11 protein-coding genes are annotated in these 12,073 nt (G+C 71.7%); 5 read left to right on the top strand and 6 right to left on the bottom strand.

Annotated elements, in window-relative coordinates; all coding sequences use genetic code 11:
• Window positions 1-939, bottom strand: a 939-nt coding sequence (locus PSH25_RS19755) for a sensor histidine kinase (protein WP_238660481.1), incomplete at its 3' end; no start/stop codon positions are given.
• Window positions 940-1,252: 313 nt separating this feature from the next.
• On the opposite strand from PSH25_RS19755, the gene PSH25_RS19750 reads away from it, so the two are divergent.
• Window positions 1,253-1,582, top strand: a complete 330-nt coding sequence (locus PSH25_RS19750) for a hypothetical protein (protein WP_238660479.1) — start codon at window positions 1,253-1,255, stop codon at window positions 1,580-1,582.
• Window positions 1,583-1,661: 79 nt separating this feature from the next.
• Here the strand turns inward: PSH25_RS19750 and PSH25_RS19745 are convergent, their stop codons facing one another.
• Window positions 1,662-2,312: a hypothetical protein gene (locus PSH25_RS19745; protein ID WP_238660478.1), complete on the bottom strand. Its 651-nt coding sequence runs from the start codon at window positions 2,310-2,312 to the stop codon at window positions 1,662-1,664.
• Window positions 2,313-2,565: 253 nt separating this feature from the next.
• Here PSH25_RS19745 and PSH25_RS19740 point away from each other — a divergent pair, with 253 nt between their 5' ends.
• Complete coding sequence (locus PSH25_RS19740; protein ID WP_238660477.1) at window positions 2,566-3,183, top strand: copper resistance CopC family protein; 618 nt, start codon at window positions 2,566-2,568, stop codon at window positions 3,181-3,183.
• Window positions 3,184-3,355: 172 nt separating this feature from the next.
• Here the strand turns inward: PSH25_RS19740 and gltX are convergent, their stop codons facing one another.
• From gltX to PSH25_RS19725, 3 genes are read right to left on the bottom strand one after another with little or no spacing between them, the layout of a single operon-like run.
• Window positions 3,356-4,765: a glutamate--tRNA ligase gene (gltX, locus tag PSH25_RS19735; RefSeq protein ID WP_308193699.1), complete on the bottom strand. Its 1,410-nt coding sequence runs from the start codon at window positions 4,763-4,765 to the stop codon at window positions 3,356-3,358.
• Window positions 4,766-4,811: 46 nt separating this feature from the next.
• The gene (locus tag PSH25_RS19730; protein WP_238660475.1) at window positions 4,812-6,089 is read right to left on the bottom strand and encodes an MFS transporter; all 1,278 of its coding nucleotides are present in this window, start codon (window positions 6,087-6,089) and stop codon (window positions 4,812-4,814) included.
• Window positions 6,086-7,435, bottom strand: a complete 1,350-nt coding sequence (locus PSH25_RS19725; protein ID WP_238660473.1) for a GH1 family beta-glucosidase — start codon at window positions 7,433-7,435, stop codon at window positions 6,086-6,088. Before PSH25_RS19725 ends, PSH25_RS19730 begins: the two co-directional genes overlap by 4 nt.
• Window positions 7,436-7,623: 188 nt before the next feature.
• Between PSH25_RS19725 and PSH25_RS19720 the strand changes: the two genes are divergently transcribed.
• Complete coding sequence (locus PSH25_RS19720) at window positions 7,624-8,070, top strand: SRPBCC family protein (RefSeq protein WP_030488771.1); 447 nt, start codon at window positions 7,624-7,626, stop codon at window positions 8,068-8,070.
• Window positions 8,071-8,203: 133 nt separating this feature from the next.
• On the opposite strand, the gene aceE is transcribed toward PSH25_RS19720, so the two are convergent.
• Window positions 8,204-10,942 carry a pyruvate dehydrogenase (acetyl-transferring), homodimeric type gene (aceE, locus tag PSH25_RS19715; protein ID WP_308193698.1) on the bottom strand — a complete coding sequence of 913 codons (2,739 nt, stop codon included), beginning with the start codon at window positions 10,940-10,942 and terminating at the stop codon, window positions 8,204-8,206.
• A 178-nt stretch (window positions 10,943-11,120) separates the two neighbouring features.
• Here aceE and PSH25_RS19710 point away from each other — a divergent pair, with 178 nt between their 5' ends.
• Complete coding sequence (locus tag PSH25_RS19710) at window positions 11,121-11,615, top strand: hypothetical protein (protein ID WP_238660472.1); 495 nt, start codon at window positions 11,121-11,123, stop codon at window positions 11,613-11,615.
• Between the two features lie 26 nt (window positions 11,616-11,641).
• A complete protein-coding gene (locus tag PSH25_RS19705; protein ID WP_238660471.1) occupies window positions 11,642-12,046 on the top strand; it encodes a YjbQ family protein in 405 nt (134 codons plus the stop codon).
• The last annotated feature ends 27 nt before the right edge of the window (window positions 12,047-12,073 follow it).

The raw sequence follows: 12,073 nt of genomic DNA, 5'->3' as shown, positions 1-12,073 counted from the left end.
CTCCTGCACGATCCGGTACGCGGCGAGGTCCACCCCCACCGGCAGCGCGCCGGGTGTGCCGTCGGTCCGGAACCGCACCGCGAGGCCGGCCGCCCGGACCCGCTCGACCAGGCCGTCCGCCTCGGCCAGCCGCGCGGTGACCACCTCCGGTGTGGCCGGTCCGCCGCTGGTCCCGGGCTCGCGCAGCACCTCGATCATCTGCCGCATCTCCGCCAGCCCCTGCACGCTGCTCTCCCGGATCACCCGCAACGCCGACTCCACCTGACCGCGATCCAACCCGGGCACGGAGAGAACCGCGGTGGCGTGGATGGCCACCGCGCTGAGGTGGTTGGCGACCACGTCGTGCAGCTCCCGGGCCATCCGGGCCCGTTCGGCACTGACCGCCTGCCGGCGGTCCAACTCGACCAGCCGGGCGGTCTGCTCGGCCCGCGCCCGCTCGGCGGCGGCCTGGTCGCGGTACTGCCGCACACTGATCCCGGTCAGCACCGGCAGCAGCCCGACGAGCACCACCAGCACCCCGAGCGCCGCCCCGCGCCACTGGCCGTACCCCAGCACGCCGACGACCGCCCCGACCAGGCTCAGCGCCACGGCGATCCGCAGCAACCACCGCCACAGCCGGGGCGGGCCGTACACGCAGGCGTCGTAGAGCACCTGCGTGTAGACCAGGAGCGTGCCCAGGGAACTGCCCAGCACCGTGTCGACCACCAGCGCGCCCGTTCCCACGGCCAGACTGGCGCGCGGCGCGACCCGCCGCAGGCCGACGGCGACGCACACCGCCACCAGCGGCGGCAGGAACAGCGCCGACGGCACGTCCGCGTCCGAACGGACCTGCGGTTGCCAACCCAGGGTGTACAGCACCAGACCACCGGCCAGCGACGCGCCGGCCAGCACCACGTCACGGCCGAAAGTGCCGGAGTCGAGCCACGGTGGCGGACGCATGCCCCGATCCCACCACAGCCGTCGCCCGCCGAACTCCGACCGGGGGAGGACCTCGACGGCACCGCCATGCGCCGAAAGGGGTACGCGGACCGCTCCGACCGCCGGTGCGCCCTCGGCCGTCGGCGCGGCGGGTGAACGGTGCGGGAAGAAGCTGTGAACTGCGCAACCGGGTCCCGCCTTCCCCGTCGTCGCGGTGAACGGGCCGGCCTGGACCCCGGGTACGCTGCGCGCGGCCCGTCGGTCCCGGCCAGTACGGTGACAGGGCACCTCGGGGAGAGCACCCGAGGGTGGGACGAGCGTGAGGAGACCGGGGATGGCGCACGGGGAGGCCGAGCAGGGCTGCGCCCAGGGCGAGCCCTGCCGGCCGGGGCACCACGACCCGCAGGCGGCTGGCAAGCACCGCCGGGCGGTCGGCGGCGCACCATCGCACCCGGCGGAGCCGCTCGCCGGCCGAGCCGATGATGACGTCCCGCTTCCGCGTCAGCGCTCCGCCGAGCCCACCGGCCTCGCCGAGCCCGACTCGGACGTGCCCGCTGGTTGCCTCAGCGAACTTCCCGGCTGGGCCGGGGCGCATCGGCACGGCGCGGTCCGACCTCGGCCACGGGCCACCCGACGGGAGCGCCCGCCGCGCCGCTGGTGCTGATCACCGCCGACGCTGCTGCCGATGACCGCCGACGCACCCGCTGATCAGCGAGTGCGTCGGGTGCGGCACGTGCGCCAGGTCAGCGCGTGCGGCGGCGGATCAGCAGCGCGATCCCGGCGAGGCCGACCGTGATGGTCAGCATCACGCCGACGTTGAGCAGCAGCAGGCGTTGCAGGTCGCCGAGCGCCTCGTCGAGGTCTTTCGCCGGGTCGAGCGTGTCCTCCGGGAGCACCCGCTCGCCGCCGCCCGCGCCACCGCTGACCGTGTCGAACTGCCGCTCCAGCGGCACACCGGCGGTGCGCAGGGTCTCGGACATGCTGAGCCGACCCAGGAACCAGCCGGCGCTGGTCTTGCGGCCGTCGGGCTGCTTCGCCGGCCGGTAGACGCGGGGGCCGCCGATCGCCTTGGGATAGAGGTCGTACGTCTGTTTCGGCGTATCGCCGGCGAGCACCACGACCGTGTACTTGGGACCGAGGTTGGCGGCCTTCGGACCGGTCGGCATGCCGGTGCGAGCGAGGAAATTGACCTGGTCGATGACCGCGCCCACGAGGGCGGGTTCCTTGTCCGCGTGCATCCGCAGCGGCGCGGACAGCCCCGTGCCGGTGATGTCCACTCCGGCGGGTGCCGGCTTCGGCGCCGCCGAGGCCGAGCCGGCGGTGCCGAGCGACAGCAGCGCCGCCGCCAGCGTGCCCGCCAACACGGCGGCCAACCGCCTCATGTGTCGGACCATCCCGCCTCCTCGCCCCGTTCGATGGATGGCTTCGTCGTGACGTCCGGACCGACCTGCCGGTGTGGCATCGACCAAGATGGTCGCGCCCACTCCTACAGACTCCGCAGAACGTCGATGAGTTGCAGCTTTCGGAACAGTATTTGGAACTATCTGCGATCTCTGCTCGACTAATGAGGAGCCGTTTGATCAGCGGGCGGATCGTACCCTTACGGAGGGGTTCATGGGGGGCAGGGTTACACGTACGGCCCGGGTCGTGCCAGTGGTGCTCGGCGTGGCGTTCGGTGTGTCGTTTCTGGTGCCGGCGACACCGGCCGCCGCCCACAACGAACTGACCGGCAGTAACCCGCGCGACGGCGCCCGCGTGGCGGCGGCACCGGCCCGGGTCGAGCTACGGTTCCTCGCCAAGCCGTCGCCGACCACGACGAAGATCACAATAACCGGACCGGACAATGTGGTCGCTGGCGGGACTCCCGCCTTCGACGGCAGTCGCGTGCGGGTGCCGTTCAAACCGGCCGCCGCGGGGCTCTACATCGTCGGCTACCAGCTCGCGTCGTCCGACGGGCATCCGGTGAAGGGCGAGGTGCGGTTCACCCTCACCACCGGCACCGCCGCCGACCCGTCCGCCTCGCCGTCGGCGGCCGTCGGCACCAGCCCGACCGGGTCGCCCTCGGCTGATGCGTCGGCCGTCGGCGCACCCTCCGCCGGGCCCGCCTCGGCGACACCCGGCAGCTCAACGGCCTCCCCGGTGCCGGCGGCGTCGGAGCAGTCCGACTCCGGCGGTCGCTGGTGGCTCTGGGCGTTCGGCGCCCTGGTGCTGCTCGCCGCGCTCGGAGCCGGCCTCGTGTTCCGCCGGCGGCGACGGGTTCGGTGACCCTCTGATACTCGCCGCTCCGGGTGGGTCGGGCGTGCGGGTCATCCTTTGCTCTGCACCCGCGGCTGCGACGGCTACGGTCTGTGACCGGTGCCTATTGGGGTGCAGAGCAAAGGCAGGGCAATACGGAGGTACGCCGGCGACGTGCTCGTGACGCGTCGACGAGCGACAGTCAGACCAGGCGCAGGCGGGCGGCGCGGATCCGGGTAAGGGTGCGCTCGCGACCGAGCACCTCCAGCGACTCGAACAGCGGCAGACCCACGGTGCGGCCGGTGACGGCGACCCGCACCGGCGCCTGCGTCTTGCCGAGCTTGAGGCCCCGCTCGGCGCCGACCGCCTCCAGCGTCGACTTCAGCGACTCGGCGTCCCAGGACTCCAGCGCCTCGAACGCCGCGACGGCGTCGTCCAGCAGCTCGGCGGAGCCGTCCTTCATCGTCTTGGTCCAGGCGGCCTCGTCGATCAGCGGCGAGGCCAGGAAGAGGAAGTCGACGTTCGGCACGATCTCGCTGAGCACCGCGATCCGCGTCTGGGCCAGCGGCGCCACGGCGGCGAACGCGTCGGCGTCGAACTCCTCCGGCTGCCACGGCGGCGGCGCGATGGTCCCGGTGCCGGTCAGCCACGGCTGGCAGGCGTCGATGAACTCGGCCACCGGCAGGGCGCGAATGTACTCACCGTTGAACGCGCGCAGCTTCTTCTCGTCGAAGAACGCCGAGGAGAGGTTGACCTCGTCCAGCCGGAACTCGTCCTCGATGACCGACCAGGGAACGATCTCCCGGTCGCCGGAGGGCGCCCAGCCGAGCAGCATGAGGTAGTTGCGCATCGCCCCGGCGAGGTAACCCTCGTCGCGGTACGCCTCCAGGGCGACCTTGTCCCGGCGCTTGGAGAGCTTCTGCCGCTTCTCGTTGACGACCACCGGCACGTGCGCCCAGACCGGCGGCTTGACCCCGAGGGCTTCCCAAAGCAGCTGCTGCTTGGGCGTGTTGGGCAGGTGCTCCTCGGCCCGGATCACGTGGGTGATCCCCATGGTCATGTCGTCGACGACGTTGGCCAGCAGGAAGACCGGCGAGCCGTCGCCGCGGGCGATGACGAAGTCCTCGATGAGCTTGTTCTCGAAGGTGGGCTCACCGCGGATCAGGTCGACCACCACCGTCGTGCCCTCGTCCGGCGTACGGAAGCGCAGCGCGTGCCCCGGGCCCGGGCCGAGGCCACGGTCGCGGTGGTAGCCGTCGTAGCCCTGGTACTGCGAGCCGGTGCGGGCCTGCACGTCCTCACGGGTGCAGTCGCAGTAGTAGGCGCGGCCCGAGTCGTACAGGCGGGCGGCGGCGGCCCGATGCTCGCCGGCGTTCGCCGACTGGAAGTACGGGCCCTCGTAGCTGCCCCGGGAGATCCCGATCCAGTCCAGCGCGGAGAGGATGCCCTCGGTCCATTCGGGCTTGTTGCGCGCCGCGTCGGTGTCCTCGATGCGCAGCACGAACACGCCGCCCTGCTGCTTGGCGTAGATCCAGTTCTGCAGCGCCGAGCGGGCGCCGCCGACGTGGAACATACCGGTCGGGGAAGGGGCGAAGCGCACACGTACTGTCACGTCCCCCAGCCTACGGCGGTACGCGACTGCTTTCCGCCACCGCCCCCTAGGGCACCGAGCGGATCTTGACGACCAGCGCGCTGCCGAGCAGGGTGACCACGGCGGTGACCGCGTAGAGCGTGGGGTAGCCGCCCAGGTACACCACGAGCGGGGCGGAGAGCGCCGGGCCGAGCACCTGCGGCGCCGAGTTGGCGATGTTGATGACGCCCAGGTCCTTGGCCCGGTCGGTGGCCCGGGGCAGCACCTGCGTGATCAACGCGGCGTCCACCGAGAGGTAGACGCCGTAGCCGGCGCCGAGCAGCAGCGCCGCGACGATGGCCATCGGCCAGACCGGCGCGACCGCGAGCAGCAGCGCCGCCACCGCCATGATCAGCCCGGAGACGATCACGTAGATCTTGCGCCGGCCGGACCGGTCGGACAGCCGGCCGGCGACCACGGCGGTCAGCATCATCCCGAGCGTGTAGAGCAGGATCAGCACCAGCAGGCCGCCCTCGGGGTCGGGGTGGCGCACCCCGTCGCTGAGGAAGTACAGCAGGTAGAGGGTGCCCAGGGCGTTGCCCAACTGGACCAGGAAACGGGTGATCCAGGCCCAGGCGAAGTCCGGGTGCCGGCGAGGGCTGATCCACATCGAGGCCAGCAGCGCCCGCGTCCGGATCGCCGGCCGATGGGTACGCGGCAGCGGTTCGTCGGGGGTGAGCAGCGCGAACGGCAGCGACAGCAGCAGGATGGCCACGGCGATGGCCAGGTAGCCGGCGGCGTTGCCGGTGACCACGGCGGTGACCAGCACCGCGCCGAGCACCAGCCCGAGCGCCTGCGGGATGCCCACCCAACCCGAGACCCCGCCGCGCTGCCGCACCGGAACCCGGTCCGGGATGGCGGCGGTGAGGCTGGCCAGCATCGCGTTGAAGCAGACCTGCGCGGCGACCCAGCCGAGGGCGACCCCGAGGATGGTCCGTTGCTGGGCCAGCAGCACCAGGGCCGCCGCGCCGAGCACCGCCCCGCCCGCCGTCCAGACGTGCCGACGACCGAACTCGCGGCCGGCGATCCGCAGGCAGGTCCGGTCGGAGAGCGCGCCCGCGAGGGGGTTGGCCAGCACCGCGGCCAGCGCACCGAGGCCGGTGACCACGGCCAGCATGTTCTCCTTGCCGCCGGGCGCGATCTGCTCGATCTGCTGGGGCAGCAGCACCTGGATGGGCGTGAAGAACGCCATCCACACACCGAGGTTGGCCGCGAAGATCAGGCCGATCCAGCCGCGCCGCACCGGCACCGTCGGCTCGGCGAGCGCCGCCGGCAGCGACGCCGGCGTCGGGTCGAGGGTGGTCACCGCGCCGACCCCGGCCGGCTGGCCGCGATCACGTCGCGCAACCATGGGTACGACGACTTCGGTGTACGGATCTGGGTGGCGTAGTCGACGTGCACCAGACCGAAGCGCTTGGTGAACCCCTCGGCCCACTCCCAGTTGTCCAGCAGCGACCAGACGAAGTACCCGCGGACGTCCACCCCGTCGTCGATGGCGGCCCGGACCGCCCGCAGGTGCCCGTCGAGGTACGCGATCCGCTCCGGGTCGGCCACCCGCCCGTCGGCGTCGGGCGCGTCGTCGTACGCGCAGCCGCTCTCGGTGATCTCGATGGGCGGCAGCGCGTCGCCGTACGTGTCGCGCAGCCAGCCCAGCAGTTCGCGCAGCCCGTCGGGGGCCACCGGCCAGTCGAAGGCGGTACGGGGGTAGCCGTCCAGCGGTACGAGGTCGAACGGCAGGGGTGAACCCTCCTCGGCCGCCCGTACGCCGGTGGGGTTGTAGTAGTTGACCCCGAGCACGTCGATCGGCGCGGCGATCGTGTCGAGGTCGCCGGGGTGGATGACGCTCGGGTCGAAGCCGGGCAGCTCCGGGTAGCCGCGGCCGAGCAACGGGTCGGTGAAGAGCCGGTTGTGCAGCGCCTCGTACGCGGCCCCGGCGGCCCGGTCGGCGTCGCGGTCGCCGAGCACCCGCACCGGCGAGTAGTTGTTGGCGATCGCCACCGGGCTGGCGGTGTGGGTCCGCAGCGCGGCGACCGCGAGCCCGTGCCCGAGCAGTTGGTGGTGGGCGACCGGGAAGGCGTCGAAGAGCAGCATCCGGCCGGGGGCGTGCACGCCCATGCCGTAGCCGAGGCTCATGTGGATGAACGGCTCGTTGAGGGTGATCCAGAGCCGGACCCGGTCGCCGAGGCGGGCAGCGGTCTTCTCGGCGTACTCGGCGAACCGGGCGGCCGTGTCGCGGTGCAGCCAGCCGCCGGCGTCCTCAAGGGGTTGTGGCAGGTCCCAGTGGTAGAGGGTGGCCACCGGGTCGACCCCGGCGGCCAGCAGCTCGTCCACCAGGCGGTCGTAGAAGTCCAGGCCGGCCGCGTTGGCCGGGCCGGCCCCGGTGGGCTGGACCCGGGGCCAGGCGATGGAGAACCGGTACGCGGAGACGCCCAGGCCGGCCAGCAGCGCCACGTCCTCGGTGTACCGGTGGTAGTGGTCGCAGGCCACCGCACCGCTGCTGCCGTCGCTGATCACCCCGGGGGACTGGGCGAAGGTGTCCCAGATGGACGGAGCCCGGCCGTCGGCGGTGGTGGCGCCCTCGATCTGGTGTGCCGAGGTGGAGACGCCCCAGCGGAAGCCGGTGGGGAGCTGGGGCATCGGTGCGGTCGACATGCGCCCTCCCGGTCAACGTGAAACGTGCTCGGGACTTTAGGGCGCTCTCGATGAATGCGCCATAGGCCGGCCTGGCGCAATGCGCAATGGTTGATCGGCGTGTCTTTTTCCGAACCCGTCCAGGTAAGTCCGATTTAGCGCATAGAGTGCCGATATCGTGGGATGTCCTCACCGGAGGAAAGACGGAAATGATCCTCGTGGAACGCAGTGCGCACGTGGCGGCGCCAATTGAAGTGGTCTGGGATGTCGTGCAGCGGGCCGAGCAGTTGCCGGCCTGGCTGGCCGGGGTCCGCGCGGCCGAAGTGCTCTCGGGAGAGGGCTTCGGGCGGCGACAACTGGTCCAGGCGGGGCGCGGCTCGGCGCATGAGGCCGAGGTGATCGCCTACCAGGAGCCGACGCTGATCGGCTGGCGGGAACGGGCCAAGGGAGCGGGGTCTCGCGCGGAGGCGCGCACCGAGATCTACGTCCAGCTCACCGGAGACGAGGAGGAGGGCGGGACCATCGTGCGCCTCATCGTGGTCCGCTGGCCGGCCGGCCCGGTCAAGGCGGCCCTGCTGCGCCTCGGACTGCGTCGGGTCGGCGCCGACCTGGAGGACTCGCTGGCCCGGCTCACCGACCTGGCCGCCGTCGGCTGACGAGCGCCCATCCTCCCGGCGTCACCCGCGACGGCGGTGGTCCGGATCCCCGCCAGGGCTCCCGGACCACCGCCGCTCCGTACACCGAAAGGGCCCGGCGCACACGCGCCGGGCCCTCCTCAGTGGTGCTGGGTCAGCTGTCGCCGCCGGTCTCGCCGACCGGGGCAGCGTTGACGTCGTCGATCGCGTACTTCTTGGCGGCCTCGGCCGGAACCGTGGTCGCCACCGCGCCGCTGCGGGCGAGCTGCCGCAGCGTGGCCACCACGATCGACTCCGCGTCGACGTGGAAGTGCCGGCGCAGCGCGTGCCGGGTGTCCGACATGCCGAAACCGTCGGTGCCGAGCGACGTGTAGTCGCCGGGTACCCAGCGGGCGATCAGATCCGGTACAGCACGCATGAAGTCGCTGACCGCGACCTTCGGCCCGTCCGCGTCGGCCAGCTTCTGCTGGATGTACGGAACCTTCGCCTCGGCGCCCGGGTTGAGGAGGTTGTACTCCTCGGTCTCCACCGCGTCACGGCGCAGCTCGGTCCAGGAGGTCACCGACCAGACGTCGGCGCCCACCCCCCAGTCCTGGGCGAGCAGCTGCTGGGCCTTGAGCGCCCACTGCATCCCGGTGCCCGAGGCGAGCAGGTTGGCCTTCGGGCCGTCGACCTGCGGTGCCGGCGAGTAGCGGTAGATGCCCTTGAGCAGGCCCTCGACGTCCACGTCGGCCGGCTCGGCCGGCTGCAGGGTCGGCTCGTTGTAGACCGTCAGGTAGTAGAAGACGTTCTCCTGCGCGTCCCCGTACATCCGGTGCAGACCCTGCTCCAGGATGTGCGCGATCTCGTACGCGAACGCCGGGTCGTACGCGACCACGGCCGGGTTGGTGGCCGCGATCAGCAGCGAGTGCCCGTCCTCGTGCTGGAGGCCCTCACCGTTGAGCGTGGTCCGACCGGCGGTGGCGCCGAGCAGGAAGCCCCGGGCCATCTGGTCGGCCGCGGCCCACAGCCCGTCGGCGGTCCGCTGGAACCCGAACATCGAGTAGAAGATGTACATCGGGATCATCGGCTCGTCGTGCGTGGCGTACGCCGAGCCGGCCGCGGTGAACGAGGCCACCGAACCGGCCTCGTTGATCCCCTCGTGCAGGATCTGCCCGGAGGTCGACTCCTTGTACGACAGGAACAGCTCGCGGTCGACCGAGGTGTAGCGCTGGCCGTGCGGCGAGTAGATCTTCGCGGTCGGGAAGATCGAGTCGAGACCGAAGGTACGGGCCTCGTCCGGGATGATCGGCACCCAGCGCTTGCCGAACTCCTTGTCCTTCATCACGTCCTTGAGCAGACGGACGAAGGCCTGCGTGGTGGCCACCTTCTGCTTGCCCGAGCCGCGCTTGATGTCGGCGAACCGCTCCGGGCCGGGGATGGCCAGCCGCTTCGTGCTGGTCCGCCGGGACGGCAGGTACCCGCCGAGCTGCTCGCGCCGCTCCTTGAGGTACGCCAGCTCCTCGGACTTCTCGCCCGGGTGGAAGTACGGCGGCAGGTAGGGGTTGTCCTCCAGCGCCGAGTCCGGGATGTCCAGGTAGAGCCGGTCGCGGAAGGTCTTCAGGTCCTCCAGCGTCAGCTTCTTCATCTGGTGGGTCGCGTTGCGGCCCTCGAAGTGCGAGCCGAGCGTCCAGCCCTTGATCGTCTTCGCCAGGATGACGGTGGGCTGACCGGTGTGCTCGGTGGCCGCCTTGTAGGCCGCGTAGAGCTTGCGGTAGTCGTGCCCACCCCGCTTGAGGTTCCAGATCTCGTCGTCGCTGAGCGGCTCGACCATCTTGCGGGTCCGTGCGTCACGGCCGAAGAAGTGCTCCCGCACGTACGCGCCGGACTCCGCCTTGTAGGTCTGGTAGTCCCCGTCGGTCGTGGTGTTCATCAGGTTGACCAACGCGCCGTCGGTGTCCGCGGCGAGCAGCGGGTCCCACTCACGGCCCCAGACCACCTTGATCACGTTCCAGCCGGCGCCCCGGAAGAACGCCTCCAGCTCCTGCATGACCTTGCCGTTGCCCCGGACCGGGCCGTCCAGCCGCTGGAGGTTGCAGTTGATCACGAAGGTGAGGTTGTCCAGCTCCTCGCGGGCGGCCACACCGATGGCGCCGAGCGTCTCCGGCTCGTCCATCTCGCCGTCGCCGAGGAACGCCCAGACGTGCTGCTGGGAGGTGTCCTTGATGCCGCGGTGCTGCAGGTACCGGTTGAACCGGGCCTGGTAGATCGCGTTCAGACCGCCGAGACCCATCGAGACGGTGGGGAACTCCCAGAAGTCCGGCATCAGCCGAGGGTGCGGGTACGAGGGCAGCCCACCACCGGGGTGCGACAGCTCCTGGCGGAACCCGTCGAGCTGGTGCTCGCTGAGCCGCCCCTCCAGGAACGCCCGCGCGTACATGCCGGGGGAGGCGTGGCCCTGGTAGAAGATCTGGTCGCCGCCGCCCGGGTGGTTCTTGCCCCGGAAGAAGTGGTTGAAGCCCACCTCGTAGAGCGACGCCGAGCTGGCGAAGGTGGAGATGTGCCCGCCGACGCCGATCTCCGGGCGCTGCGCCCGGTGCACCAGCATCGCGGCGTTCCACCGGACGTACGCCCGGATCCGCCGCTCGACGTGCTCGTCACCCGGGAACCAGGGCTCGCGCTCCGACGGGATGGTGTTGATGTAATCGGTGGTGGTCAGGGGCGGAACCCCGACCTGGCGCTCACGGGCCCGCTCCAGCAGGCGCAGCATGACGTAGCGGGCGCGTTTGGCGCCGCGTTCGTCGATGACACCGTCAAGCGACTCGACCCATTCGCTGGTCTCTTCAGGGTCGATGTCCGGAAGCTGGCTCGGTAGGCCGTCGCTGATCACCGGGCGCTTGCGTTCCGTAGCCACAGGCGTTCCCTCGGTTGTGTGTGGGATGGGTCTCTAGCGCCATCCTGCCCCCTGGTGGCACCCGTCGTCACGTCTAGGTCCCCCCGACGCGATGCTGAACACAGGTACTCGCCGGTAACTTAGCGCGACGACCGCACGGAACCTGAGCGGTTTGACCGCCACTCCTACCGTCACCACCATGAACGGACGCCCTGTCGCGGTCGCCGCGAGCATGATCGTTGTCGGGACAGCCGGCCTGGTCATCGGCGCGGTCGCCCTTGTTTCCGGCAATAACCGGCCGGTGGTGGGACCGGTGGCCCTCGGCGTACTGCTGGTCGTGCTCGGCGCGGCCCTGCTGCGGCAGACGAACCGTGCGGCCCGTCGGACCGGCCGCCAGCGCCGTTCGGACCCGGACGGCGCCGGGTACGGCCTCTACGCCGGGCCCACCGGGGACGTCGGCAGCGGTTGGCACGTCGACCGCCAGCGGGACGGCGACCACGACCGCTCCGACGGTACGGAACCGGTCGGCGGCAGCACCGGCTCGGGCGGCGGCTGGTCCGGCTGGGGCTGGTCCAGCGGCGACTCCGGTGGGCGCTCGTCCAGCGGCGACTCCGGTGGGGGCTGGTCCAGCGGCGACTCCGGTGGGGGCTGGTCCGGCGGCGGCGACTCTGGTGGCGGTGGCGGCAGCTCCTGACCGCACCCTGCGGCAGAATGCGACGTATGCGCAGCGACGTGATCACCGTCCAGACCGGGTCCCGGCCGACCGTCCGGGACATCACCGCGGAGGCCCAGCAGTTCGTCTCCGGCGAGGACGGCGGCCTGCTGCACGTCTTCGTGCCGCACGCCACCGCCGGCCTGGCGATCATCGAGACCGGGTCGGGCTCCGACGACGACCTGCTCAGCGCGCTGGCCGACCTGCTCCCCACCGAGGACCGCTGGCGGCACCGACACGGCTCGCCCGGCCACGGCCGCGACCACGTGCTGCCGGCGTTCATCCCGCCGTACGCCACCCTGCCGGTGCTCGGCGGCCGGCTCGCGCTCGGCACCTGGCAGTCGATCTGTCTCGTCGACACCAACGGCGACAACCCGACCCGCCAGGTCCGCTTCTCCTTCCTCCCCGCCTAACCGCGCGCCCCGCGTCCCCGCCCGCCC

The organism is Micromonospora foliorum (genome assembly GCF_022229015.1).
Classification (GTDB): domain Bacteria; phylum Actinomycetota; class Actinomycetes; order Mycobacteriales; family Micromonosporaceae; genus Micromonospora; species Micromonospora foliorum.
Note: the sequence above shows the minus strand (reverse complement) of the source record. Positions and strands in the feature narration are given on the sequence as shown.